The following is a 25,015-nucleotide window of genomic DNA, read 5'->3' on the forward strand; positions in this document are numbered from 1 at the left end:
TATTTTACAATTTAAGTAGCTTACGTAATGAAGAAGAGTCTTTCTTTTTTTCTAGTTTGTGAGTTCTACTTTTACGACGAGATGTTTTTTCAATGGTTTTTAAAGATGTGTTATCTTTTATTACTTCAACCTGTCCTATTTTTGAAACATTAGCAATAGTACCACCTGCTTTTTTATCTGAAAGCGCACGTAACCTAGCTACTTCTACATCATAATCGCCTATGTATATCTTATCGTAGAGCGCAACGGCTGCACTAAAATTTTCTTGTTCTTCGTATATAGAAGCCAATAACAACAATTCGTGTCTCGTTGCCTTCTCATTTTCTTTATTAGGATTAACTTCTAAACTTTTAAGAACATCAGCTTCAGATGCTTTAATATTTCCTAAATTAAATTGTAACTGAGCGCGCATAAAATAAGCCATTGCGTTTGGTGTTAAAGCGACCATTTGATTGTACTTTTCTAAATCACTTTCTTTTGCGTTTTCTCGCGCAATTAATTTTTGACTGGTTCTTTGGTAATCGAGGTGTTTAAAATATACATCACAGCTATAAATTAATTCGTATTGCATTGCAAATAGTAATGCTTTTCGAGCTAACTGGCCTTTATAATATTTTTTACTGACATCTGGTTCTACAATTTCTGCATCAATTTGTGCAGCATATTTAGGAAGCGTCTCCCTTAAACACGCTTTAAATGTATTTTCTGTAAGTGTACGTTTTAGACTTTCTTCCTCTAAACAAGAGCACACATCTGCCCTAAAAGCAGCCTTATAAGTTTGGGCATTTACAGACAGAAGACCAAAACAAAATATTACAAACGCGATATAAGAATTCATAGATATTGGTTTTTAATTATCTTCATCATCTTCTGTTCCCATGAAATAAGCTTTTACAGAAAGCATACAAAACCTCAATGCCTTTTTTGTTCTATTTAAATTAAAGGTAGCTTTTGCTTGTTTCATAAAAGGAGCATCGCTAATCGCTTCTGCTATATCTGGCACTTCCTGCCAAAGACTATCCGCATCTCTTTCTGCACGCTCCATTAATTCATCTTCAATTTCTGCAGGCACTTCTACACCTACTTTTGTTAAACTATCATACACAAAAACTTTATGATACAATTCAAAAGAATGCTTTACAAAATTATCTACACTTGTTATTTTAGATTTTCGTTTTGGTGGTTTAATTCGTTTATCTTGAGACCAAACATTCATTGGCATAAAAAGACCTATAAACAAGCCTATAGAAATATAACGAGACAACTTACGGATTGATTTCATAAAGTATATATTACTGCGTTATTACATGATTTTTGAAATTTCATTTTCAATCATAATTGATTGTACCATTCATAGTTAAAATAGTTCCTGTATCTACATTAATAACAGTGGTGTCATCAAACTTCACTTCTTTTGCGACTTTATCTGTACTAAACCCTACACCACAATCCGTATTATCTGCGGCACTTGTTGGAGGTGTAGAACATACATACCTATACTCTTCACCATTTTTAAGAATAGTCATTGAAATTGTTTTATCAACAACAGCATTATCATCAAACTCTGCTGCAACAATGATAAAACCATTAGAAAAATCGGTTGGATTAGGCACACCATTTTCAAAGGTTGTATTTTCATCTGCAAGCACCACAGAACTTGAAGTTCCTGTTGAGCCTAAAGCATCTGCATTAATATTTCCAACGGTTAAAGTGCTGCCTATTTCAGAAGTATCTGGTCCAGACAACTGAATAATTCCATAAACAGCATTACCTCCTGAACTATCATCGCTACTTGAGCAGCTTACAGTTAGCAAAACAATTAAGGCGATGTTTAGAATACTACGTTTTGTTTTCATTATTTTTTGAATTATTAATAAGTTAATTACATCTAAAGGAATAACTATTTATAGTTATAGGCTATAACCAACCTATTATCGTTGGTTTTGAATTTATTAACGTTGATTTTGTAGCTTATTTTCAACAATTAATTACTATTTTTAAGCCAGCTATTAACTAAATCACTAGATGAAAACATTACTGACTACCATCTTTTTACTAATTTCCACGTTTTGTTTTTCACAGAATAAAATGATTGATTCGTTAGAGAATTTAATTCAGAATTACAAAAACAAAGACACCACTTATGTGAACTTAAGAATTAAGTATGTTGCAAGAAAAATGTTTTTAACTCCTGCTGATACCACATGGACAACTTATGTTAATAAAACATTAGCGATTTCTAAACAACTTAATTACCCCAAAGGCATTGCCATTTCTTATAACAATTTAGGAATTATAAACCATTACTTCTTGTCTGATCCTTTAGAAGGCTTAAACTATTACCAAAAGAGTTATGCCATTTTTGAAAAAGAACAGAAATTTAAAAAATATGAGGTTGGTGTACTTACCAATATCGGACTTATATATTATGAGCAACAAGAATATGACAAAGCCCTAAAAAGTTTTAAAACGCTATTAATTAATCCTGAAAACAAAAGTAAATTCAGTACACAGTTTTATATTGGCAATATCTATGGAGATCAAAAAAAATTAGATTCTTCTATCTATTATTATAAAAAAGCACTTGTAGGTGCAGAACAAAATAAGCACACAATATTTATTGCAAACATAAAAACCAATTTAAGTATTGTACAAGCTAATGCTGGATTTTTGGAAGACGCATTAACAAGTACTAATGAAAGTTTAGATTTAATAGAACAACACAATATTGAAGGCTTACGCGTCACTGCTTACACAAATGCAGCCGAAGTACATTTACAAAATAAGAATATTGAAAAAGCCGAATATTACGCCACTAACAGTTTAAAATTAAATGAAGCCTTAAATAGTTTATCGACACAAAACACGGCTCTTAAAACTTTAGCTAATGTGTATGCCGAAAAAGGAGATTATAAAAACGCATTACTCACCTACCAAAAACATATTGTTTTAAGAGATAGCTTGATAAATGCAGATCGAAAACTTGAAATATCTCGAAAAGAAATTCAATACGAAGCCGACAAACATAAAGCTATTTCTGAAATCGAAATTGAACGTCAAAAATCCATCAAAAACGCCTCGCTTATTGGCGGTTCCGGATTAGTTCTAGCCTCTTTAATCGGGTTTGTATTATACAGAAGAAAGCAAGAAGCCGTTTCAAAATCTAAGGAAGCCGAATTTAACGCAAAGGTGTCTGATACCGAATTAAAAGCCTTACGCTCGCAAATGAATCCGCATTTTATCTTTAATTCGCTTAACTCAATTGGTGATTATATTTTAAAAAATGACACACAATCTGCAAGCGACTACCTGAGTAAATTTGCCAAGCTAATGCGTCTCACTTTAGAAAATTCAGAAAAAAAAGAAATCCTTTTAAGTGACGATATTTCTTTGCTTAAAACCTATATGGATATTGAACGTAAACGCTTCAACTCTAAATTTAATTATACTATTACTATAGATCCTAACCTTGATGCTGAAAACATTTTAGTACCACCAATGATTCTCCAACCGTTTATTGAAAATAGTATTATTCATGGTTTAGCACAAAAAGAGGGTGTTGGACTTATAAACATTTCTTTTAAAACAGAAAAAAACATGCTTATTTGTAGTGTTGACGATAATGGTATTGGCCGTAAAAAAGCCACTTCAGCTAATAACAAATCTATAGGAATGGCAATTACCAAAAGCAGGATTGAAATAATTAACAAACTCAAAAACACCAATGGCACTGTTGAAATTATTGACAAAACCGAAGGCACAAGAATAGATGTTTCACTACCAATAGAACTGGCATTTTAGCATGATAAAAACTATAATCATAGATGATGAAGCTCATTGCTCAGACCGTATTTTAAGCCTTACCAAACAACACCCAAACACGTTTAATATACTTGCTGTAATTGACACCGTAGATGACGCTCTAAAAATGGTACCGCAATTACAACCCGATTTGGTGTTTTTAGATATTAAAATCCATGATAAAACAGGGTTTGATTTTTTACAAGAATTAAATGATGTAAACTTTAAAATAATATTTACGACCGCTTTTGACAATTACGCTATTAAAGCCTTCAAATTTAGCGCATTCGATTATTTATTAAAACCTATAGATTCTGACGATTTTAATCATGCTATTACACGTTTAAAATCAGATTTATTACATCAAAATATGGGACAGCAACTTCAAAATTTGTTTAAAAACCTAAAACCAGACCAAAAGAAAGTTATTACCATTCCCTCATTAACAGGATTTGAAACTTTAAAAGTTGAAGATATTATTCATTTAGAAGCCGACACTAGTTACACACATATTTTCACAAAAGAAGGTAAATCAATGGTCTCAAAACCTATAAAATTCTACGAGGATTTATTAGGCGACAATGCATTTTTTAAAACTCATAAATCACATTTAATAAATATAGATCACGTTAAAAAATACTATAAAGGCAAACAGAGTTATGTACTAATGTCTAATGACGCACAAGTTCCAATTTCGGTAAGACGCAAAGATGAATTTTTAAAACACTTTACTTAACTAATTCTTCAACCTCCTTCTGTTTAATTTCTTTTCTAGCTCTTGGATGTTTTCTTAAAAATTGAAGTGAAGCATTTAATTCATACCCTAATAATAATATATTAGAATTCAGCCATAAATAAAGTAACAAAATCAACAGCGCACCGATAGAACCATAAAGTTCATTGTATTTTGAAAAATTTTCTATATAAATCGCGAATAAAAACGACGTTAACATAATTAATAATGTGGTGAGCAACGCACCAACGGAAAAAAACTTAGATGCCTTTCCTTCTCTAGTCCCAAAATAATATAATGTAGCTGTTGCTAAATACGTCATAATAACAAAAAACAAATATTTTGCAAAGATGATCCAACCTGCACCTTCTGAAATAGCATGACCACTTATACCTTCATACAACGGTTTAAGCACATATATTTGAAAATATCCAAATACGGCAACAGTTAACAATAAAAGAAATGCAAGAATTAAAGCCACACCAATAGCAAATATGTATTGCTTAAATACATTTCGATACAATTGTTTATGATATGATGTTTCAAAACCAGAAAACACAGCGTTTACACCATTTGCCATTAAAAAAACAGAAAGTAAAAATATAGAAGAGATAAGACCTCCACTTGTATTACTACTCATATCTTGAAAAATACTATCAATAAAAAACTCGGAGGTTTGAGGTGGTAAAATTGAATTTAAGAAATCTAAAAAATCCTCTCGAAATCCAACGATAGGTATATGCGGTATAACAATAATTACAAAAAGTAAAAACGGAAAAATTGCGGTAAAAAAACTAAAAGCTATAGCACTTGCTCTAGTGGTTAAGGCTCCATTAATTATTCCCATAATATAAAGCTCTAACAAATCGTATACAGATAGGCCTTCAAATCCTGGTAACTTAATCTGCTTAAAAAAGCGCACAATTAAATTTAGAACCGGAATTTTATCTAATTTATCTTCTATATGTTTTGACATTATTTAGCTTTTAGCTATTGGCCGTTAGCCCATGTTTATCACTCAAACTGTTTTACGCACTACTTACTAAATTATACCGCCTTTAGGCTTAAATCTTTATTGTAAACTGAATGTGTTAATGCACCTGAAGATATATAGTCTACACCACATTCTGCATATTTTCTAACTGTATTTTCATTAATTCCTCCAGAAGACTCTGTTAAACATTGGTCTCCAATTAGCTTTACAGCTTTACGAGTATCTTCATAATTAAAGTTATCAATTAGAATTCGGTAAACACCACCACAATCTAATATTTCTTTAATTTCTTCTAAATTTCTAGCCTCAACAATAATTTTTAAATCACGATTTGTATCTTTTAGATATTGCTTAGTTTGGTTAATTGCTTTTGCTACTCCACCTGCAAAATCAATATGGTTATCTTTTAACATAATCATATCGTATAAAGCAAATCTATGATTTTCTCCACCTCCTATTTTCACAGCCCATTTTTCTAAAGCTCTAATACCTGGAGTGGTTTTTCGAGTATCTAAAATTTTTGTTCCAGTACCTTCTAATAAATCTACAAATTCTCTAGTTTTTGTAGCTATGGCACTCATACGTTGCATAGCATTCAACACTAAACGCTCTGCTTTAAGAATAGATTGTGATGCACCTTCTACATAAAACACAATATCTCCATGTTTTACTTTTTGACCATCTTCAATTAATGTCTCCACTTTCATGTTCTCATCAACATAGGCAAAAACTTGCTTTGCAAATTCAACTCCTGCAATAATACCTTTGTCTTTTACTAGTAATTTAGCTTTTCCTTGAGCAGAAGCAGGAATACATGCTAAAGAACTATGGTCGCCATCACCAACATCTTCTCTAATGGCATTAGCTATTATCAATTCTATTTCTTTATCAAACTGTGCTTTTGAAATCATCTGAATACATATTTGTTGTAAAAATAGGAATTGAAAGGTAAAAAATATCAAAAAGTAAATGTCAAATTATAAAGAGGCAAACTTTTTGAATGCTTTTAAATCCTTAAATTTGAAATTTAATTAGGCAAATTTTGCCACCTCGAGCGCAGTCGAGAGGTCATTAAACCAGGTCTCGACTGCGCTCGACCAGACACTACAATGCAAATAAAACTTATAGCCATAGGTAAAACCGACAATAAAAACTTAATTGCTTTAATTGCTGATTATTCAAAACGTTTAGGGCATTATATAAAATTTGAATTTGATATTATTCCAGATTTAAAAAAGGTTAAAAATTTATCTGAAGCACAACAAAAGGAAAAAGAAGGCGAATTAATTTTAGCAAAAACGCAAACTTCTGATGTTTTAATTTTGTTAGATGAAAATGGGAAACAATTAGATTCCGTAGCGTTTTCGAATTACTTACAAAAACATATGAATTCTGGAATAAAAACCTTAATCTTTGTTATTGGTGGACCTTATGGATTTTCGGATGCCGTTTACCTTAGAGCTAACGGAAAATTAAGCTTATCTAAAATGACATTTTCGCATCAAATGGTACGTTTGTTCTTTATAGAACAATTGTACAGAGGGTTTACAATCCTTAGAAATGAACCCTATCATCACCGCTAAAAACTATAAACCCTCTGGTATTAAACGTCGAAACGTTTTTCAATTAGTGTGTTTTATAAACTTCTTTACGTTTTTTAAGTTGTCTTGTTAAATCGTTAATCGTTTCATTCATTGCCATTTCATAATTTTTCTCGTTCGATTTCGCAAAAATACGTGGCCCAGGCAAGCTTAATTCTATATTACAAATCTTACCTGTTTCATGATCTTTTTCATCATGTTTAAAATATACTTGTGCTGAAATTAGAAACTCGAATTTATTTGCTAATTTTTCTAATTTTTCTGTTGTTAATGCTGAAAGTGTCTCACTTACATCAATGTTTACATATTGAAAATTTACCGTCATAATCTATCTTATTTTAATGAATTATTCTTTTCACTAAGATACAAGATTTAGTCAAATCCATGACTGATAATTATCATAATATATTGATAAAATTTTTAATTTATTTTGAAAAAACATATAAAATAAAGTAAATGAATTCCTATTGCTTAATCTACAAGAAATTACTTTTGTTTAATCTTATAACCAATAGCTAATTTTGCTTTTGTAAGGTTTAATCCGTAGTTATTACCATAATCAAAATCTGTATTATACGAACCATTATTATAGGTTAGACTAACATAAAACTGTTTAAAATTATAACTTAAACCTATTAAAAAATCTAATTTATATAACATTGGACTAGAAGGCATATAACTTCCTGTTTGTGTAGTGATTTTTTTACTTACCAAACCAATTCCTGGCATTACATTTACCGTTGCAGTAATATCTTCTGGAAGTTTAAAATATGAAATAAGTCCACCCAAAACTCCAAATGCTAAACCTTGATACCTTTTAATATTTCCACGGTCATTAAAATAAGAACTGGTTGATTCATCTAAAACACTAGAATTTGCAGAAAAGTAATCAAAACCTGCAAAAGCCCCTATTCCTCCAGTTATATAAATATCTTTATTTCGTTTTTCAAACAAGCCTGCTTTTAAAAGCGCATAAGAAAACTCTATATCATCAAACGTGTACAAAGAATTGAAACCAACACTTACAGAACGTATATCATTTCTAAAAGTGGTAGGTTCGTTAAAATCATTTTTAACATTAAAACCCCTGTAGGTTTGTGCATAAACATTGACGTAGTATTGATCCTTTAAAATAGTAGTCCCCTGTAAATCAAACTTTTTTGTTTCTTCTTTATTTGAATTTTTAATATTAAATGCAATATCAACTATAACTTTACTATTTGCAAAACCGACACCCAAACCATATCTATTATTGGGCACAAACTTTACTTTAGAATCATCATCTTTTATACTGAATTTATTAACTTTAAAATTGGAAAACACACGAATAGAATAATTTTCAATATCTCTATCAATAAGTAAAGAATCTAAATCCTCAATATCTTGTGCGTTTAGAGCCAAGAAACTAAAACAAAAAACTAAAAGTAAATAAAGCCTTATCATTACAGTGATGTTAAAATGTTTTATTTTGACAAATGAGATTAAAATAGATTTCTATTTTTACAAAAGCTAAATTACATTAAATAAGACCACCATATGCAACTTGTTTTCGCAACTAATAACTTAAATAAACTCAAAGAGGTTCAAAGTATGTTACCACAACACATTAAACTTTTAAGTTTAAAAGATATTGCTTGTGATGAAGATATCCCAGAAACCCAACCTACAATTGAAGGTAATGCCATACAAAAAGCCGAATACCTAAAAAACCATTATGGTTACGATTGTTTTGCTGATGACACAGGTTTAGAAGTCCACGCTTTAAACGGTGAGCCAGGCGTATTTTCAGCACGTTATGCTGGTCCGCAACGCAATGCTGAAGATAACACTAAAAAATTACTTACAGAACTTAAACATAAAACCAACCGTAATGCACAGTTTAAAACCGTCATAGCATTACATCTTAATGGCAAACTACATACGTTTACTGGAATTTGCAAAGGTATTATTACAACTCAAAAACATGGCGATGGAGGTTTTGGATACGATCCCGTCTTTAAAGCCAATGGCTATGACAAAACATTTGCTGAAATTTCTTTGGAAGAAAAAAATAAAATAGGCCATCGAGGAAAGGCAGTTTCTAAACTGGTAGAGTTTTTAAAAAACTAATACAAAACAACGGTTTATAAAGACCTTATCATTAATCATTATCGAGTACACTACCCCTTTTCAACCAAACTATTACCCTGAATTAAAACACATTACCAAACATAAAAACAACAAAAGTTGATTATCCAATTAATTGTTGTAGCTTTGCACCTTGCAAAAAATCCATGATTGGATTTTGTATATTCCTCAGAGTGAGGATGTGTTACCTAGAAGTTTAAGTGTTTAGTATGTCGATTCGCTTCTTTTGTAACACCAAAAGAACATAATCGAATACATATACTCAAGAATGAGCACATTCCAAGAATTAGGTCTTAATGAAGACCTTCTCAAAGCTATTACAGACTTAGGTTTTGAAAAACCAAGTGAAGTACAAGCAAAAGCAATCCCTTTATTATTAGAAGAAGACAAAGACTTAGTTGCTTTGGCACAAACTGGTACAGGGAAAACCGCAGCTTTCGGATTTCCGATGTTGCAAAAAATAGATATTGATAGTAGAACCACACAAGGTCTTATCTTATCTCCTACTCGTGAACTTTGTTTACAAATCACCAACGAACTTAAACTTTACGGTAAATATTGCAAAGGCTTAAATGTAGTTGCTATTTATGGTGGATCTAGTATTTCTGATCAAGCAAGAGCCGTAAAACGTGGTGCACAAATTATTGTGGCAACACCAGGTCGTATGAAAGACATGATTAGCCGTAGAATGGTTGATATTTCTAAAATACAATACAGCGTTTTAGATGAGGCTGATGAAATGTTAAACATGGGATTTAAGGAAGATATTACTGATATTCTCTCTCATACACCAGAAGACAAAAACACCTGGTTATTTTCTGCAACAATGCCAAAAGAAGTGGCAACCATTGCAAAGAAATTCATGTACAATCCTACAGAAATTACTGTAGGTAATAAAAATGAAAGCACAAGCAACGTAACGCACGAATACTATTTAGTAAACGCTAGAGATCGTTACCAAGCTTTAAAACGTTTGGCAGATGCTAATCCAGATATTTTTTCTGTAATTTTCTGTCGTACAAAAAGAGATACACAAAAAGTAGCCGAAAACTTAATTGAAGATGGTTACTCTGCAGGTGCATTACACGGAGATTTAAGTCAGAACCAAAGAGATTTGGTCATGAAATCTTTTAGAAATCAACAAATACAGATGTTAGTTGCAACAGATGTTGCAGCACGTGGTATTGATGTCGATGATATAACACACGTTATTAATTATCAACTTCCTGATGAAATAGAAACCTATACACACCGATCTGGTAGAACTGGACGTGCTGGTAAAACAGGAGTGTCTATGGTTATTGTTTCTAAAAGTGAAGTGAGAAAGATAAAAAGTATAGAACGTATTATTAAGAAAGATTTCGATAAAAAAGAAATTCCTTCTGGAAGTGATATTGTTGAAGTACAATTAATGTCTTTAGCGAATAAAATCCATACAACAGAAACAAATCATGAAATTGATAAGCATCTAGAAAGCATCAACGAACTATTCGCAGATACTGATAAAGATGAATTAATTAAGAAGTTTTTCTCTGTAGAATTTAACCGTTTCTTCAATTACTACCAAAAATCGAAAGATTTAGGTGTTGTAGAATCTCGTGGAAGCGATAGAGATGGCGGACGTGATTACGGCAAGCAATCTAACGACTCTCGTTATTTTATTAACGTTGGTAGTAAAGATGGTTTTGACTGGATGAAATTGAAAGATTTCTTAAAAGAACAATTAGAATTAGGTCGTGACGATGTCTTTAAAGTTGATGTTAAGGATAGCTTTTCTTTCTTTAATACCGAAAAAGCATTACAAGAAAAAGTCTTAGCCTTTTTTACAGATTTTAAACACGAAGGTCGTTTTGTTAATGTAGAAGTTAGTGAAGACAAAGGCAGAAGTCGTGGTGGCAGAAGCGGCGGAAGAGGTCGTGGTGGCAACGATAGACGTTCTGGCGGAAGTCGTAGACGTGACGATAAACCAAGAGGAGACAGACGTTCTTCTAGTGATAGACGTCCTTCTGGAGGAGATAGACGCAGCAGACGATCTGACGATACAAGAAAAGACAGAGGAGATCGAAGTTTTAACGATTTTAAAGGAGACAGACGATCAGAATCTAGCGGATCTGTTTCAGACAGACCAAGACGTTCTAGACGAAGAGATTAAGTTGTCTAAATACAATAAACTCAAACCAAAACTTAAAGCATTACTTTAGGTTTTGGTTTTTTTTATGATAAATTACAAATCAACAACCAACTTCTAAAAAGTTAATATTAAGTCAAAAATAAATGTGTAATATGTTAAATCCGTTTAGTTTATTACCTTTACTGCGTAACACAAGTACATGCGCCATTTATTAATTCTATTTTTATGCTTAACTACAGTTAATAGCTATAGTCAAGACAGCACAGCCACAACAACGCCTACTAAAGTAAAAGGTACAATTGTTAGTGCCTCTACAGAACTACCTTTAAGCGAAGCAAATATTGTAAACATCAATCAAGTTATAGGAACTGCAACAAACGATGATGGAGTATTTGAAATAAAAGCAAAAGTTAACGATACATTACATTTATCTTATTTAGGTTATAAATCTATTAAAGTTAGAGTTACCAATGACTGGTTAAAATTTGGAGACACCAAAATCCAAATGACAGAACTTGCTTTAGCGTTAGAAGAAGTTACTGTAAAGCAACTTGAATTAACAGGTTACTTAGTGGTAGATATGAAACAAGTTCCTGTAACCTCTAATAATCGTTATCGTATTTCTGGTTTACCTGGCCAAGGTTACGAAGCTGGCAAACCTAATATTGCAACCAAAGTTTTAGGTGCTATTTTTAATCCTGCAGATTTCTTATACAATATGTTTGGCCGAAAGCCTAATGAGATGCATAAGCTAAAGAAAATGAAGGAGAATGATGAGATTAGAAACCAATTAGCAAAGCGCTTTGACAGAGAAATGCTACTTGTTTTATTACAAGTGACTAAATTCGATTTAGACGAAATAGTGAACCAATGTAATTACTCTAAAGATTTTATAAACACAGCTAATGATCTTCAAATTTTAGATGCCATTAGTGAATGTTATGAAGAATACAAAGTAATTAAACGTAGTAAAGATCGTTCAAGTGCTAAGAAAAACTAAATTTTAAGCACTCATTTTATACCCTTATCACCTATTTAAAACGCTTATTAAGCCGAATCACAAAGGCTTACACTCAATTAATTTACTCTACTGCTTAGCAATAACAAACTCGCTTCCATTAATACTAGCGCATAACAAATGTAGTTCTAGACCTAGGATTTCTTGGCATAAAACCGCTCAACAATAGCATCATAATCCTTAATCGTTTTCTTAATCCAATCAAAACGTTTTTCTACAATTTCGTCTTCAGTCAATTGCCAATCTATTTCAGATTTTCGCAATTGTGCTGTAACATGCTGAAGTATTATCGCTGCCGAAACTGAAATATTTAAACTTTCGGTAAAACCAACCATCGGAATTTTAAGAAAACAATCGGCTTGATTAATTACTTGCTGAGATAAACCTTCGGTTTCCCTTCCAAAGAAAAAACAAGACTTCTTTTTAATATCAAAATCTATTAACTCGCAATCGTCAATATGTGGAGTTGTTGCCACAATCTGATAGCCATTTGCCTTTAAATCTTTTATACAATCTGTAGTAGAAGTATACCGATTAAGGTCTACCCATTTTTGAGCCCCCATTGCTATTTCGCGATCTATACTTTTAGAATTAACTTCTTCTACAATATTTAATTCCTGTATCCCAAACACATCACACGATCGCATTACAGCACTTGTATTATGCAATTGATACACATCTTCTGTTGCAACAGTAAAATGTTTGGTGCGAAATGGTAATACTTTTTTAAAACGTTCACTTCTATTTTCGGTTAAAAACGTTTCTAAGTATTCTAAAAGTTTTAAGTCTTGCATAATTCAAAAATAGGAAAATGAAATTAAAACCTAACAGTCATTTAAACGAATGACAACACAACCTCTAGCTGCACTATTGCAAAAACTTAAAAACAAACAAATTGCCTAGGCCTAGGTCTTAACAATAATAGAAAACTTGTATTTTTATATAATGAAACATATTGTAGTATTAACAGGAGCAGGAATAAGTGCCGAAAGCGGTATAAAAACTTTTAGAGATGCAGATGGCCTTTGGGAAGGACATGATGTTATGGAAGTGGCTTCACCTGAAGGCTTTACACGCAACCCAGAATTAGTTCTTACCTTCTACAACCAAAGACGACAACAATTAAAAGAAGTAAAGCCTAACCAAGCACATAACGATTTAGTTACCCTTGAAAACGATTACAAAGTCACCATAATTACCCAAAATGTAGACGACTTGCATGAACGTGCCGGCAGTACTAATGTTGTTCACCTTCATGGAGAATTACGAAAAGTAAGAAGTACAGGAAATCCAAATGATATCAGAGAATGTACAGAAGACATTAATCTTGGAGATATGTGCGATAAAGGATATCAATTACGTCCGCATATCGTCTGGTTTGGTGAAGCAGTTCCCGAGATTGAAACTGCTATTAATATATGCTATACCGCAGATATTCTTATCATTATTGGCACAAGCATGCAAGTTTATCCTGCTGCAAGCCTAATAGATTATGTACAACCAAACACTACAATTTATTACATTGACCCAAAACCAGCCATAACAAATAATAGCAGAGTTACTGTCATTGCCAAATCTGCAACCGAAGGAACAAAAGAACTCATAGAGCTTTTAAAGTAAATAAAAGTTTTTACCTAAAACTTCACTTCTAGATTAATGATATAAGTTGTTATTAAACGTACAATAATCTATGAGTAATTCTATAGCCAAACCAAAAAACATACTAACTAGTATTTTTTATATATATTTGTGTTATGGAACAAAAACAAAAATCCGAACTCACCAAACAAGTAATTCTTAACGAGTCTTTTAAATTGTTCTATAGAAACGGGTTTAAAACGACTAGTATTGACAAGATTATGAAAGCAACTAATCTTACCAAAGGTGCTTTCTACTATCATTATAAAAACAAAAAAGAACTCGGTGTAGAAGTTATTAGTTCTAAAATACAAAAGCGAGTTTATGACGGTATGATTACGCCATTGTATCAGGATGGAAATGCTTTAGAAATTTTAGAAGATACATTTTCAAGACGATTAAAATCATTTTCATTGTTTGATAAGCAGCACGGCTGCCCAATGAATAACTTTATTAATGAAATTGCAGATGAAGAAGAAGCTTATCAAATCGCTTTAAAGCGAATTATTGAAGAATGGAAGGCTGCTTTAATTCATTTAATAGAAAGAGGAAAAAAGGAAAACACAATCAATAAAAAATACGCAAACAATGCTATTGCTATTTATTTAATCAGTGCTTTTGAAGGCATCAGAGGTATTAGAAAATTATATAATGATGATGATATTTTAGACGATTATATTTTGGGACTACAACTATATATCGACCAATTAAAAGCTTAATTACCAAACATACCATATAGTATGTTTATAACAAAAAAAATGACCACAAACAACAGAAGAAATTTTATTAAAAAATCTGCAATTTTAGGTTTAGCAGGAGCCACCATTCCACAATTTGGGTTTTCGGCCAATACTGAAGATCAAAATGTAACACCCCAAAATTTAACTCGCCCAAAAGTCTTATTCTTTGACGTCAATGAAACATTACTAGACCTTACGGCAATGAAAGAAAGTGTAGGTAAGGTTTTAGGTAATAGAAGTGATTTATTACCATTATGGTTTACTACTATGCTACAATATTCATTAGTTGAAACAGTAGGAAGACAATATAATGACTTTGGAATTGTGGGTGCAGCAGCTTTACAAATGGTTGCAGCAAACCATGGCATTACAATTTCTGAAGGCGATGCAAGAGAAGCTATATTAGGACCAATACGCTCACTGCCTGCACACCCTGAAGTCAAACAAGCTTTAGGTGAATTAAAGCGTGCCGGTTATAAATTAGTATCGTTTACAAACTCTTCTAATAAAGGTGTAGAAACACAATTTAAAAATTCTGGATTATTAGATTATTTTGAAGAACGCTTAAGCATTGAAGCCATGGGCAAATTTAAACCGCATTCTGATGCTTACGATTGGGCTGCTCGAAAAATGAAAATTAAACCAAGCGAATGTTTATTAGTTGCAGCTCATGGATGGGATATTGCAGGTGCCATTTGGGCTGGATGGAGAGGTGCTTTTGTTAGCAGACCAGGTGCACAATTATATCCTTTAGCACCAACACCAGAAATTAACGAACCAAATTTAAAATTAATAGCGGAACAATTAATCACTCTAAAATAAAACAACAATGACCCTAGAAAATAAAGTTATCATCGTGACAGGTGCTTCAAGAGGCATCGGTAAAGAGATTGCTATTCAATTAGCAAAAAATGGTGCTAAAGTTGTTGTAAATTATTCCAATAGCTCTAAAGAAGCTAAAGAAACGGTAGATACAATCACCAAAAATAACGGATCAGCAATCGCAATTAAAGCCGATGTTAGCCGTAAAATAGATGTCACAGAATTATTTGATAAAACCATTTCAACTTATGGCAAAGTAGATGTATTAGTAAATAATGCTGGTGTTATGATTTCAAAACAATTAAAAGATAACACAGAAGACGATTTTTCAAAACAGTTTGATATTAATGTAAAAGGAATCTTTAATACTTTACAAGAAGCATATCACAAGTTATCAGACAACGGAAATATCATTAATATTTCTTCAAGTACAGTAAAACTAATGTTTCCTACTTACGCATTGTATTCAGCTTCAAAAGCTGCTGTTGAACAAATGACACGTGTCTTTTCTAAAGAAATTGGCAGAGGAATATCTGTAAATGCTCTTGCGCCTGGCGCTACTGAAACAGAACTTTTTATGAAAGGTAAATCTCAAGAATTTATTGACAAACTTAGTAATATGAATGCCTTTAACAGACTTGCACAGCCTTTAGACATAGCAAAAGTTGTCTTATTTTTAGCTAGTGACGATTCTAAATGGATCTCTGGTCAAGTTATTGGTGCCAATGGTGCATTGGTGTAATATTTAAAAGCTTTAACAAATTTACAATCCCTTAAAATACTTTATTAAAACAACCACTAGAACAAAACATACCTAATGAAAATCCACACACTAACAATTATGACCTGCTTAGTTTTAAGCGCTTGTAATACTAACAGTTCAAAAACAGAAACTGAAGCTAAAAAACCCGAAACTAAAACAGAAAAAGCAAGCAAAACATTTGAGAATAAAGGACATGAATTAGTTTATAACCTCACTCAAAAAACAGGGAATTACCAAACACTTCTCAATAAAAAAGATGTGGTTTACACCTACACCTACCAAACTCCAAATGGAAAAAAAGATGTGAGTACTGAAAAATACATCTTTAACGGTGAGTTATCTTACGGTGCTTATACACAACACGAAAGAACTCTTCCTAATCTCGAAGGATTAATTGAACAAGGTTATGATGGTAAAGCGTTTTGGCTAAAACATAATAAAACCATACTAAACGACACCACCTATTTGAAGCGTGTAGCTTTTAACAGACCAACAAATTTTTATTGGTTTGCTATGATGCCCAAACTTTTAGACCCTGGATTACAATATGACTATCTAGGTGATATCAAAATAGATGAAAAAGATTATGATATTGTAAAAGTATCTTTTACTTCAGAAAACGATAAACCTACAGATATTTACCAAATCTATATCAATAAAAAAACGCAATTAATAGATCAATTTCTTTTTACTGTTGCAGATTTTGGCGCTATGGAAACTCCTAATTTAATGCGATTGGAATACGAAAAAATTGATGGTATTTTAATTCCAACCAAACGAAAGTACAAAAAATCTAATTGGAATGCTGAAGTAACAGAACTACCATGGATACACGTTAATTGGACTAATATTACGTTTAACAATAATTTGAAAATAGAAGATTTTCAAAAATAAACACTATAAATAATAAATTGAAAAAGGAAAATTGATTACGCTTATTTGAACATCTACTATTAAAATAGAGCAACCCTCTATAATTAAGGCGTTTTTAGAAAATAGTTTAAAAAAACTATCTCATAAAGTACTATTTGATTAATAGTTTTGTTCATTTTTACAAAAAAAGTCATTATTAAATAATGGCTTTTTTTTATGTCTTAGTTTTAATCTATTGAACTTGCAACAGCTAACATTTTCGTTTAACTTTGAACAATTGTGCTAAACACTTTTGTACCAGTGTAACAAATTTTAATTTTGAATTACTAATATTTCAAAACCACACATAAATGAAAACAATAACGAAGAAAAAAACATTGATACTTTTATCTATTGGAATATTTATGATTGCTGTTTCTCAAATACTATCTCATTACATACATTTAACCGATTTAGGTAAAGGGTCTACTATAGGTATTGGAATAGGATTGCTATTAACAGCTTTATTCTTTGGCAATTTTAAAACTCGTAAATAAACATATCATAACTTATCTAAATAAGTAACATAGTTTAAACACAACAATATAAGATTATCAAAACCACTGAATCACATATTGTACCCAAACGCTGTGCTTCTATTCGGCTTCAAGAATATGGTGTTGGAATTTTTAATGCATTTCCCACAAAATCAGCTTTAAAAAAAGCTCTAAAAAAAAACTATATTTCTGTTAATGGTGTTACTGCCACTTCTGCAACATATATAAATGGTGGTGAAACAATTACATTATCCGTTCCTAAAAATGAGCCTCCAAAGAAGAGATTAATATTTAAACTGAATGTTTTATTTGAGGATGATTATTTAGCTGTTATCCATAAACCAGGTGGAATTTTAGTTAGCGGCAATCACTTTAAAACTATTGCCAATGCATTAATTCAAAATCTAAAACCAAGTCCTTTAGAAGATGCTACACAACCACAACCTGTTCATCGCTTAGATTTTGCAACCACAGGTATTTTATTAATAGGAAAAACAAGCAGCAGCATTCGCGCTTTAAATAAACTATTTGAAGATAGAACGATTAAGAAAACCTACTACGCTGTTACAATTGGTAAAATGAAAACCGAAGGTAGTATTACAACTGAAGTTGATGAAAAACCCTGTAAATCTAACTACAAAGTACATCAAACCGTTTCTTCTCAAAGATTTGGACAACTCAATCTCGTTGAATTAGAACCTTTTACAGGACGACGACATCAATTACGGAAGCATTTATCTGGTATAGGAAACCCTATTTTAGGGGATAAAGATTACGGAAAGAAACTACTTATTTTAAATGGAAAAGGTTTGTACCTCCACGCCTATTCTTTAAAATTTACACACCCATTTACAAACGAAGCCCTTTATCTTAAAGATGAATTCCCTCTAAACTTTAAAAAACTATTTGACGTTCTACAATAGAAAAAAGTAAAAACAAATAAAAATTAACCATTCTTAGCCTCAATCCATTTGCTCATATATTTAGTGCTTTGCATAGATTGATGCATAAATAATTGTCCTATAAAGTTGTTTTCTCGGTGCTCATTTAAATTAATAGAAAGCGTTTCTATTTTAGACTTCAATCCTTCTTCTAAATTTTCTTTATTAAATCGTTGTTTTAAAATTGTAAATCCATTTTGCTGTTTCGTATGCCACAACTCATAATTAGAATATAAGTCTATTGCTTTTTCTGCAAAAGCATCAGGACAATCTACTATAAATCCATTCTCATCTAAATCGCCAAACATACCTTCGGCCGCAATGCTTGTCATTACACAAGGAGTCCCATTTTTCATAGCATCTATTAGTTTTCCTTTTAATCCTGCACCAAAGCGCAACGAAGCCAAACAAACGCTAGCTCTTTGCATCACTTCATTGACATCTTCAGTAAAGCCTTTAATAAAAAAACCTTCTTTTGGTTTATTAAGCTGTGTTACTTTTTGAGATGCGTAAGCGCCATAAATATGAAGCTCGGCCTTTGGTAATTGCTTTCTTATTAACGGCCAAATAGTTTGTTTTAAATATAAAACAGCATCATAGTTTGGAGCGTGAATAAAATTACCAATGGTTATAAAATGTTGGCGTTCTTCAAATGTTGGCAACTGATTAATTTCAACTTTAGAAATAGGATCTAATAAAAACGGTAAATAATAAAGTAAACTTTTGTCAATTTTAAACTGTTGCGTTAGAATTTCAATCTCTACTTCAGAAATCATTAAACTTAAATCGCAACGGTAAATACTCGCAATTTCACGCTTAGTAGTATCGTTTTGTAAATGCTCTAAGCCAACAGCTTTATTTTGCTTTAATGCTACTTCCCTAGCCTTTCTTAAACCATGAAAATCTTCGGTATCTAAAATCCTAAGAGCATTTGGGCATTGTTCTAAAACACGCCATCCATATTGCTCTTCAGTCATAAAACGATCAAACAATACAAGATTGGGATTTAGGGCGCTTACAAAAGCATCAAAAGATGAATCATTTAATAGAATTGGTTTTATTTCAACATTAATACGACTTAAATCGAATGTATTAGCAGACATTTTAGCTGCCGAGCAAAACGTTACCTCATAGCCTTGTTTTTGAAATTGAGCAATCAATTGCAACATACGACTACCTGCTGCAGAGCTTTTAGGCTCTGGCCAAACAAAACCGATAATGAGTATTTTTTTTCTCATGAGAAAATTCTAAAAAACTGTATCACTACAAAGGTAAGAGTAAAAAGTAGTGACGTTTTATGATATATTAGTTTATTGAGGTTCTTTTAAAAACACATAGTTTAAACGTGCCATTTTTGCCCAAGCAACCATGGCATCTATTTGCTCTTGCGATAATTTAGCTTCGCTATGCGCCCAAGTATAACTATCTAAAGGCATTTCTCTAGACTCAACCATTTCAATCAATTCTTCGAGTTTATGATCTTTTCTTTTATCATCATAATCATTCCATTTAGATAAATTCAAATGTTTTGAACCATGTTTTACATGATCTGCCATCCAATAATTAATAGGTGTTATTTGGCTATACCATGGGTAACGTGTACTATCGCTATGGCAATCTATACACGCATTTTTTAGAAGCATTTTTACATCATCTGGTGGATTAGTCTCCTCAAAAAAAGCTGCAACCGAAGTTAGATCACCCTCATTTTTTTCTGGCCCAAAAAACTGAGCAACTATAAATACAACTAAAAGTAAACCGCCTATTTTTTTGAGAATCTTCATTTTTAATTAATTTTAGACTTCTAAATTAATCATTTTCTATTGACCAAAGCAGAACTCTATAAAGAATTAAATTATGTAAATCATTCACGCGAAAAGCGATTAAAATATGCCTATCTCGTTATTGATAACCCAGAAGTAATTACACCTCTTTTAGAAATTTTATTTGATGTAGATGACAAAATATCATGTAGAGCGGCTTGGGTTTTTGAGTTTATGTGTGGTGAAAAACTAGAGGCTATTATTCCACATCTTAACACATTTACCAAAAACATATCAAAAGTTCACTTAGATCCAGCCGTTAGACCTGTTGCCAAAATTTGTGAATACCTCATTAAAGCCAACTATTCTAAAACGGATCATTTAATTAAAACCCATTTAACAGAAACACATAAAGAAAAAATCACAGAAGCTTGTTTTGATTGGATGATTAGTGATCAAAAAATTGCACCAAAAGCTTATGCAATGAATGCGCTATACTTACTAGGACTTGAATATGGTTGGATACACCCTGAATTGACAATTATCTTAGAGCGTGATTTCCAATTACAAAGTTCAGGTTTTAAAGCTCGTGCCAAACAGATTTTAAAAAAAATTAAACGTTAGTACTATAGCAACAAAAATTTATTGCAAAACCACAAAAAAGCCAAGTTAAAAACTGAAACTATTTAGAGACTCTAAAACTTCCTGATGTATTGTCAAAAACAATTAAATCCTTTGGAAAAAGCGAATTAAAAACCCCTAAAGTAATTAAACGACAAGGTTGATTGCACACGACTTTATCCTTTTGCATTACAATCATGGTATCACATAATTGTATAGCCAAATCAATCTCATGAGATGAAAACAGAATGGTTTTACCTGTTTCCTTAGTTAATTTTTGAAGCAATTTTAATATATATGCTTTATGATACATATCGAGATGTGTTGTTGGTTCATCTAAAACAATAACATCTGTATCTTGAGCTAAAGCACGAGCAATCATTACTTTTTGCAACTGACCATCGCTAAGCTCATAACATTTTTCATCTTTTAACTCAGAAATATTAACTAACTCTAACGCATTATTAACGATAGTTAAATCGTCTTCAGAAAGATTACCTATCCAATTGGTGTAAGGATGTCTTCCCAATACAACCAATTCAAAAACCGAAAGATTTTTAGATAATAAAGGCTCTGTTAATACAATACTCAATTGCTTTGCAAGCGCTATGGTTGATGTTGATTTTAAATCTTTACTATTAAGCAATATTTTACCTGACAAAGCAGGCTGTACCTTTATTAAGGTACGCAATAAAGTGGATTTACCAATACCATTGGCTCCAACTAAACCAATAAGTTGTCCTTTTTCTAATTCAAAATTTATATTTGAGGCAACAACAGTTTCAACCTTTTTGGTGTTGTAACCAATGGCTAAATCCTCTACTTTAAGAATGATATTGTCTTTAGATTGTAACACTAATAGATTAATTGATTAGCAATATTATTTTCATAACAAATTGAAATATAATGAATAGCCATTACAATTTGGACATTTGTGTTTTTTAAATCAAAATCTAAGGTATTATCAGAGGTGTATTTTAGCATTGATGAATGATTAAAATCGCCTGCTTTTATTGTGGTATCATAATATTGCTTGACCATAGAATTATGTTCAGTAACACGATTTAAAAAGTCATAATATTTACTATTTCGTTTAGGCACAAAATACTCATAAGAGCCTTCGTTGTTTCTACTTCGCTTTTGTTTTTTTATTTCCCATATCTCATCAAAAGTAGATTTTGAAATAGAATTAAATAATTGTTTTATTTTTTTAGGACTTATTGTGGCAAACCCCGAAGCTTCCAATCTTTCAATTTTACTTCTAAATGTTAAATGAAAATCTTCTTCCTTTAAATCCATAATATCCTTAATAAAAAAGGTTCTTATAGTTTCAAGATCTTTTAACTCTTGAAGATTAAAAACGGCTTGAAGTTCTTTAGTAGGTTGATACGCTTTACAGCCTAACAATACTGAAAATGATAATGCAATAAAACTAATCTTAATTGTATTTATCTTCCAGAAATTTACAGTTTCTATTATCATGTTTTAAATAAACTAAAACATCATTCTCCGCTGTCTTACTAATAACCATATTACCACAGGTGCACCAACTAAAGCCGTAATTGCATTAATGGGTAACATATAATCACTTGTTGGAACTTGCGCTATACTATCGCAAATAAGCATTACAATAGCTCCAAATAAAAACACAGCAGGCAATAATATTTTATGATTTGAGGTCTTAAATATTTGCCGAGTTAAATGCGGAATTGCCAAACCGATAAATGCGATTGGACCAGCAAATGCGGTAATGGTTCCGGCAATTAAACTCGTGGCAAAGATAATAATGAATCTACTTGATTTCAAAGACAAACCTAAGCTTTTTGCGTAGTTATCGCCTAATAACAAAGCATTCAGCCCCTTAATAGAAAAAACGCTTAGAATAATTCCTAGACTATAAATGCCAAAGAAAATTAAGATCTCTTCCCAAGATAAATTACTTAGACTACCAAATCCCCAAAAGATATATTGTTGTAATTGTTCTGCCGAACTAAAATAAGAAAGCACACTCACAACAGCTGCTGTAATACTTCCAAACATTAAGCCTATAATAAGAATTGCCATTGTATCTCTTACTTTACTTGAAACTGCCAAAACTGCTAAAAGCACTAAAAAGCTCCCCAAACTTGCCGCAATAACGATACTCCATTTAGAAATTAAAGCCGTTGCAAACAATCCGCCAAACAGTCCAGAACCTAAAATCACTAAAGCAACACCCAAACTAGCACCAGAACTAATTCCTAAAACAAAAGGACCTGCTAAAGGATTTCTAAATAACGTTTGCATTAATAATCCTGAAATTCCCAAACCAGAACCCACCATAATTGCCGTAATGGCTTTTGGCAACCGCACTTTTGTAATAATTACCTGCGAAGTCATATTATCTATATTTCCAAAAAGACTTCCAAAAACTTCAGAAAATGGAATACTTACAGAACCTAAACTAATGTTTAGCACAAAGCAGCATAGTAAAATTACGATTAGAATAATAAATGAATATGTATGGCTAATTTTCATTTGTTTGTTTTCGCATTCTGAAGAATAAAGCATCTCTACATTTGTAATTAAACTCTTATTACAAAGACGTGTCGCCCTGTCTTTAATGCTATTTTAATTTTTCAAAAAAGTAAGGAGTATAATCAACGAGTAATTCTGGATGCGCAATTTTAATTAAATCTTTTAACACTAAATCTGGTCTTGCGGTTCCTAATTCGTAATATAAAACTCCTCCTGTTCCGCCCTTTTTATTGACAAATGTATATATACTTTTATTTTGAAAAGCTTTAAAATTAGCATAAAGCGGGTTTGCTTTTTCTAACTGCTCTAAACTACCATAATACGAAGGGCTTAACCACAAATCAGCATCTTTAGCTTTGACTAAAACAGCTTCAAAACTTAAAGATAAACTGCCATTTCCTGTTGTTTCACTCCAAAGGTAATTTACATTAGCATCCTTTAAAAATTGAGCTTCAGGACTAGAACCTTTAGGCAAATACCATACATCTTTGTACATAGCTCCACTTAAAACAGTCGGATTTGTTTTTGCTTTTTCTGCAATTTCTTTAGCTGCTAAATATTCTTTTTCAATGGTATTAAATATAGAATCGGCCTCTTTTTCTTTATTAAAAAGTACTCCAAAGAATTTTATCCATTCTGCTTTTGCTAAAGCAGAAGATTCTGCCCAATCTCCATTATAAATCACTGGAATACCAGCTTTTTTAATCACTTCAAAAGTTTTGTTTACACCTTCTACCCCAAAACCAACCACCACATTGGGGTTGAGTTCTAACAATACTTCTGTATTAATACCTTCATTTTTCCCTAACTCTCTAACCTTTCCTTCTTCAATTAATTTTCGAGTTTTTTCTGAAGAAATATAATCTGTACTAGGAAAACCAATTAAGGTTTCTTCAACTCCTAATAATTCCAATGCCGGAATATGAGTCGTAGATGTCACCACCGTTTTAGTAATTGGTGTAATAATAACACCATCATAATCAGCTTTATTATAAGTGGTTTTTGCAGCTTGCTCTTTTGTAAGTAATAAATAGGTATATGTTTTTTCTGCCTCTGGCCATGCCTTAGTAATCTCTATTGTTTTACTATGATCTGATTGCGAAATTTTAAAACCTTCAGCATATTTTAAAGCGCTGTCTTTTGTTTTCGTTTGTGGTAAACTGTTGTCGTTTTTAGTTTCATTTTTACATGCACTAACGATAAGCAGAAGAATTAAGAACTTAATGATTTTCATATGTAACCTTTGTAACTAATATTTAAGTATTGAATTTTTAACTTTGTTAAAACTACAGTCATGAGAGACGATTCAAATTTAACACTATATATCGTTGCAGGAATAATCATTGCACATTTTTTAATCGGCTTCATTTATTTAATCTATAAAATGAATAAGAAA

At 31.7% G+C, this 25,015-nt stretch carries 28 protein-coding genes; 14 read left to right on the top strand and 14 right to left on the bottom strand.

Annotation, left to right across the window (positions count from 1 at the left end):
• Positions 1-4 precede the first annotated feature (4 nt).
• The 3 genes from KO504_RS05200 to KO504_RS05210 are packed head-to-tail and all read right to left on the bottom strand — an operon-like array spanning position 5 to position 1,856.
• Complete coding sequence (locus KO504_RS05200; protein WP_215925267.1) at positions 5-838, bottom strand: hypothetical protein; 834 nt, start codon at positions 836-838, stop codon at positions 5-7.
• A 12-nt stretch (positions 839-850) separates the two neighbouring features.
• Positions 851-1,282: a hypothetical protein gene (locus KO504_RS05205; protein ID WP_215925268.1), complete on the bottom strand. Its 432-nt coding sequence runs from the start codon at positions 1,280-1,282 to the stop codon at positions 851-853.
• 46 nt (positions 1,283-1,328) lie between these two features.
• Positions 1,329-1,856, bottom strand: coding sequence for a hypothetical protein (locus KO504_RS05210; protein ID WP_215925269.1), 528 nt, complete (start codon positions 1,854-1,856; stop codon positions 1,329-1,331).
• Between the two features lie 169 nt (positions 1,857-2,025).
• On the opposite strand from KO504_RS05210, the gene KO504_RS05215 reads away from it, so the two are divergent.
• Entirely contained in the window at positions 2,026-3,801 is a 1,776-nt protein-coding gene (locus KO504_RS05215; RefSeq protein ID WP_215925270.1) for a tetratricopeptide repeat-containing sensor histidine kinase, read from the top strand.
• Between the two features lies 1 nt (position 3,802).
• Positions 3,803-4,537, top strand: coding sequence for a LytR/AlgR family response regulator transcription factor (locus tag KO504_RS05220; RefSeq protein ID WP_215925271.1), 735 nt, complete (start codon positions 3,803-3,805; stop codon positions 4,535-4,537).
• Here KO504_RS05220 and KO504_RS05225 read toward each other — a convergent pair.
• A complete protein-coding gene (locus tag KO504_RS05225; protein WP_215925272.1) occupies positions 4,530-5,510 on the bottom strand; it encodes a YihY/virulence factor BrkB family protein in 981 nt (326 codons plus the stop codon). The two genes, KO504_RS05220 and KO504_RS05225, sit on opposite strands and share 8 nt — an antisense overlap.
• A 71-nt stretch (positions 5,511-5,581) precedes the next feature.
• The gene (gene nadC, locus KO504_RS05230) at positions 5,582-6,439 is read right to left on the bottom strand and encodes a carboxylating nicotinate-nucleotide diphosphorylase (protein ID WP_215925273.1); all 858 of its coding nucleotides are present in this window, start codon (positions 6,437-6,439) and stop codon (positions 5,582-5,584) included.
• Between the two features lie 198 nt (positions 6,440-6,637).
• Here nadC and rlmH point away from each other — a divergent pair, with 198 nt between their 5' ends.
• Positions 6,638-7,111 (top strand): 23S rRNA (pseudouridine(1915)-N(3))-methyltransferase RlmH, encoded by a 474-nt coding sequence (gene rlmH / locus KO504_RS05235; protein WP_215925274.1) that lies wholly within the window; start codon positions 6,638-6,640, stop codon positions 7,109-7,111.
• A gap of 43 nt (positions 7,112-7,154) precedes the next feature.
• On the opposite strand, the gene hpf is transcribed toward rlmH, so the two are convergent.
• Both hpf and KO504_RS05245 read right to left on the bottom strand, forming a co-directional pair.
• The gene (gene hpf, locus KO504_RS05240) at positions 7,155-7,454 is read right to left on the bottom strand and encodes a ribosome hibernation-promoting factor, HPF/YfiA family (protein WP_215925275.1); all 300 of its coding nucleotides are present in this window, start codon (positions 7,452-7,454) and stop codon (positions 7,155-7,157) included.
• A 161-nt stretch (positions 7,455-7,615) separates the two neighbouring features.
• Positions 7,616-8,572: a DUF4421 family protein gene (locus tag KO504_RS05245; protein WP_215925276.1), complete on the bottom strand. Its 957-nt coding sequence runs from the start codon at positions 8,570-8,572 to the stop codon at positions 7,616-7,618.
• A gap of 93 nt (positions 8,573-8,665) precedes the next feature.
• On the opposite strand from KO504_RS05245, the gene KO504_RS05250 reads away from it, so the two are divergent.
• From KO504_RS05250 to KO504_RS05260, 3 genes are all read left to right on the top strand, one after another.
• On the top strand, positions 8,666-9,238 hold the full coding sequence (locus tag KO504_RS05250; RefSeq protein ID WP_215925277.1) for a non-canonical purine NTP diphosphatase: 573 nt from the start codon (positions 8,666-8,668) through the stop codon (positions 9,236-9,238).
• A gap of 286 nt (positions 9,239-9,524) precedes the next feature.
• A complete protein-coding gene (locus tag KO504_RS05255; protein ID WP_215925278.1) occupies positions 9,525-11,408 on the top strand; it encodes a DEAD/DEAH box helicase in 1,884 nt (627 codons plus the stop codon).
• A gap of 178 nt (positions 11,409-11,586) precedes the next feature.
• Positions 11,587-12,387 (top strand): carboxypeptidase-like regulatory domain-containing protein, encoded by an 801-nt coding sequence (locus KO504_RS05260; protein ID WP_215925279.1) that lies wholly within the window; start codon positions 11,587-11,589, stop codon positions 12,385-12,387.
• 152 nt (positions 12,388-12,539) lie between these two features.
• Here KO504_RS05260 and KO504_RS05265 read toward each other — a convergent pair whose 3' ends face one another.
• Positions 12,540-13,199: a TrmH family RNA methyltransferase gene (locus KO504_RS05265; protein ID WP_215925280.1), complete on the bottom strand. Its 660-nt coding sequence runs from the start codon at positions 13,197-13,199 to the stop codon at positions 12,540-12,542.
• A gap of 151 nt (positions 13,200-13,350) precedes the next feature.
• On the opposite strand from KO504_RS05265, the gene KO504_RS05270 reads away from it, so the two are divergent.
• The 7 genes from KO504_RS05270 to KO504_RS05300 all read left to right on the top strand — a co-directional run bounded on the left by KO504_RS05270 (position 13,351) and on the right by KO504_RS05300 (position 18,700).
• Positions 13,351-14,025: an SIR2 family NAD-dependent protein deacylase gene (locus tag KO504_RS05270; protein ID WP_215925281.1), complete on the top strand. Its 675-nt coding sequence runs from the start codon at positions 13,351-13,353 to the stop codon at positions 14,023-14,025.
• 134 nt (positions 14,026-14,159) lie between these two features.
• Positions 14,160-14,762: a TetR/AcrR family transcriptional regulator gene (locus tag KO504_RS05275; protein ID WP_215925282.1), complete on the top strand. Its 603-nt coding sequence runs from the start codon at positions 14,160-14,162 to the stop codon at positions 14,760-14,762.
• Positions 14,763-14,801: 39 nt separating this feature from the next.
• Positions 14,802-15,605, top strand: coding sequence for a haloacid dehalogenase type II (locus KO504_RS05280; protein WP_215925283.1), 804 nt, complete (start codon positions 14,802-14,804; stop codon positions 15,603-15,605).
• Positions 15,606-15,612: 7 nt separating this feature from the next.
• Positions 15,613-16,347, top strand: a complete 735-nt coding sequence (locus tag KO504_RS05285) for an SDR family oxidoreductase (protein WP_215925284.1) — start codon at positions 15,613-15,615, stop codon at positions 16,345-16,347.
• A gap of 75 nt (positions 16,348-16,422) precedes the next feature.
• Positions 16,423-17,262 carry a DUF6503 family protein gene (locus KO504_RS05290; protein WP_215925285.1) on the top strand — a complete coding sequence of 280 codons (840 nt, stop codon included), beginning with the start codon at positions 16,423-16,425 and terminating at the stop codon, positions 17,260-17,262.
• Between the two features lie 329 nt (positions 17,263-17,591).
• Positions 17,592-17,777 (top strand): hypothetical protein, encoded by a 186-nt coding sequence (locus KO504_RS05295; protein ID WP_215925286.1) that lies wholly within the window; start codon positions 17,592-17,594, stop codon positions 17,775-17,777.
• A 332-nt stretch (positions 17,778-18,109) separates the two neighbouring features.
• Positions 18,110-18,700, top strand: coding sequence for an RluA family pseudouridine synthase (locus KO504_RS05300; protein ID WP_354667386.1), 591 nt, complete (start codon positions 18,110-18,112; stop codon positions 18,698-18,700).
• A gap of 23 nt (positions 18,701-18,723) precedes the next feature.
• On the opposite strand, the gene KO504_RS05305 is transcribed toward KO504_RS05300, so the two are convergent.
• Both KO504_RS05305 and KO504_RS05310 read right to left on the bottom strand, forming a co-directional pair.
• Positions 18,724-19,956, bottom strand: coding sequence for a glycosyltransferase (locus KO504_RS05305; RefSeq protein WP_215925287.1), 1,233 nt, complete (start codon positions 19,954-19,956; stop codon positions 18,724-18,726).
• Between the two features lie 72 nt (positions 19,957-20,028).
• Entirely contained in the window at positions 20,029-20,502 is a 474-nt protein-coding gene (locus KO504_RS05310; RefSeq protein WP_215925288.1) for a heme-binding domain-containing protein, read from the bottom strand.
• A gap of 39 nt (positions 20,503-20,541) precedes the next feature.
• Between KO504_RS05310 and KO504_RS05315 the strand changes: the two genes are divergently transcribed.
• On the top strand, positions 20,542-21,105 hold the full coding sequence (locus tag KO504_RS05315; protein WP_215925289.1) for an adenylosuccinate lyase: 564 nt from the start codon (positions 20,542-20,544) through the stop codon (positions 21,103-21,105).
• Positions 21,106-21,163: 58 nt separating this feature from the next.
• Here the strand turns inward: KO504_RS05315 and KO504_RS05320 are convergent, their stop codons facing one another.
• The 4 genes from KO504_RS05320 to KO504_RS05335 all read right to left on the bottom strand — a co-directional run bounded on the left by KO504_RS05320 (position 21,164) and on the right by KO504_RS05335 (position 24,853).
• Positions 21,164-21,958 (bottom strand): ABC transporter ATP-binding protein, encoded by a 795-nt coding sequence (locus KO504_RS05320; RefSeq protein ID WP_215925290.1) that lies wholly within the window; start codon positions 21,956-21,958, stop codon positions 21,164-21,166.
• Positions 21,958-22,584: a hypothetical protein gene (locus tag KO504_RS05325; RefSeq protein WP_215925291.1), complete on the bottom strand. Its 627-nt coding sequence runs from the start codon at positions 22,582-22,584 to the stop codon at positions 21,958-21,960. The genes KO504_RS05320 and KO504_RS05325 overlap by 1 nt, the downstream gene beginning before the upstream one ends.
• Positions 22,585-22,596: 12 nt before the next feature.
• Complete coding sequence (locus KO504_RS05330) at positions 22,597-23,619, bottom strand: FecCD family ABC transporter permease (RefSeq protein WP_215925292.1); 1,023 nt, start codon at positions 23,617-23,619, stop codon at positions 22,597-22,599.
• 88 nt (positions 23,620-23,707) lie between these two features.
• Complete coding sequence (locus tag KO504_RS05335) at positions 23,708-24,853, bottom strand: ABC transporter substrate-binding protein (protein ID WP_215925293.1); 1,146 nt, start codon at positions 24,851-24,853, stop codon at positions 23,708-23,710.
• Positions 24,854-25,015 lie beyond the last annotated feature (162 nt).

Source organism: Winogradskyella psychrotolerans, assembly GCF_018860565.1.
Lineage (GTDB): Bacteria > Bacteroidota > Bacteroidia > Flavobacteriales > Flavobacteriaceae > Winogradskyella > Winogradskyella damuponensis.

Excerpts from the sequence above, each read along its gene's own strand:
- KO504_RS05200 (WP_215925267.1), bottom strand. The coding sequence starts at position 838 with ATGAATTCTTATATCGCGTTTGTAATATTTTGTTTTGGTCTTCTGTCT.
- KO504_RS05205 (WP_215925268.1), bottom strand. The coding sequence starts at position 1,282 with ATGAAATCAATCCGTAAGTTGTCTCGTTATATTTCTATAGGCTTGTTT.
- KO504_RS05210 (WP_215925269.1), bottom strand. The coding sequence starts at position 1,856 with ATGAAAACAAAACGTAGTATTCTAAACATCGCCTTAATTGTTTTGCTA.
- KO504_RS05215 (WP_215925270.1), top strand. The coding sequence starts at position 2,026 with ATGAAAACATTACTGACTACCATCTTTTTACTAATTTCCACGTTTTGT.
- KO504_RS05220 (WP_215925271.1), top strand. The coding sequence starts at position 3,803 with ATGATAAAAACTATAATCATAGATGATGAAGCTCATTGCTCAGACCGT.
- KO504_RS05225 (WP_215925272.1), bottom strand. The coding sequence starts at position 5,510 with ATGTCAAAACATATAGAAGATAAATTAGATAAAATTCCGGTTCTAAAT.
- nadC (WP_215925273.1), bottom strand. The coding sequence starts at position 6,439 with ATGATTTCAAAAGCACAGTTTGATAAAGAAATAGAATTGATAATAGCT.
- rlmH (WP_215925274.1), top strand. The coding sequence starts at position 6,638 with ATGCAAATAAAACTTATAGCCATAGGTAAAACCGACAATAAAAACTTA.
- hpf (WP_215925275.1), bottom strand. The coding sequence starts at position 7,454 with ATGACGGTAAATTTTCAATATGTAAACATTGATGTAAGTGAGACACTT.
- KO504_RS05245 (WP_215925276.1), bottom strand. The coding sequence starts at position 8,572 with ATGATAAGGCTTTATTTACTTTTAGTTTTTTGTTTTAGTTTCTTGGCT.
- KO504_RS05250 (WP_215925277.1), top strand. The coding sequence starts at position 8,666 with ATGCAACTTGTTTTCGCAACTAATAACTTAAATAAACTCAAAGAGGTT.
- KO504_RS05255 (WP_215925278.1), top strand. The coding sequence starts at position 9,525 with ATGAGCACATTCCAAGAATTAGGTCTTAATGAAGACCTTCTCAAAGCT.
- KO504_RS05260 (WP_215925279.1), top strand. The coding sequence starts at position 11,587 with ATGCGCCATTTATTAATTCTATTTTTATGCTTAACTACAGTTAATAGC.
- KO504_RS05265 (WP_215925280.1), bottom strand. The coding sequence starts at position 13,199 with ATGCAAGACTTAAAACTTTTAGAATACTTAGAAACGTTTTTAACCGAA.
- KO504_RS05270 (WP_215925281.1), top strand. The coding sequence starts at position 13,351 with ATGAAACATATTGTAGTATTAACAGGAGCAGGAATAAGTGCCGAAAGC.
- KO504_RS05275 (WP_215925282.1), top strand. The coding sequence starts at position 14,160 with ATGGAACAAAAACAAAAATCCGAACTCACCAAACAAGTAATTCTTAAC.
- KO504_RS05280 (WP_215925283.1), top strand. The coding sequence starts at position 14,802 with ATGACCACAAACAACAGAAGAAATTTTATTAAAAAATCTGCAATTTTA.
- KO504_RS05285 (WP_215925284.1), top strand. The coding sequence starts at position 15,613 with ATGACCCTAGAAAATAAAGTTATCATCGTGACAGGTGCTTCAAGAGGC.
- KO504_RS05290 (WP_215925285.1), top strand. The coding sequence starts at position 16,423 with ATGAAAATCCACACACTAACAATTATGACCTGCTTAGTTTTAAGCGCT.
- KO504_RS05295 (WP_215925286.1), top strand. The coding sequence starts at position 17,592 with ATGAAAACAATAACGAAGAAAAAAACATTGATACTTTTATCTATTGGA.
- KO504_RS05305 (WP_215925287.1), bottom strand. The coding sequence starts at position 19,956 with ATGAGAAAAAAAATACTCATTATCGGTTTTGTTTGGCCAGAGCCTAAA.
- KO504_RS05310 (WP_215925288.1), bottom strand. The coding sequence starts at position 20,502 with ATGAAGATTCTCAAAAAAATAGGCGGTTTACTTTTAGTTGTATTTATA.
- KO504_RS05325 (WP_215925291.1), bottom strand. The coding sequence starts at position 22,584 with ATGATAATAGAAACTGTAAATTTCTGGAAGATAAATACAATTAAGATT.
- KO504_RS05330 (WP_215925292.1), bottom strand. The coding sequence starts at position 23,619 with ATGAAAATTAGCCATACATATTCATTTATTATTCTAATCGTAATTTTA.
- KO504_RS05335 (WP_215925293.1), bottom strand. The coding sequence starts at position 24,853 with ATGAAAATCATTAAGTTCTTAATTCTTCTGCTTATCGTTAGTGCATGT.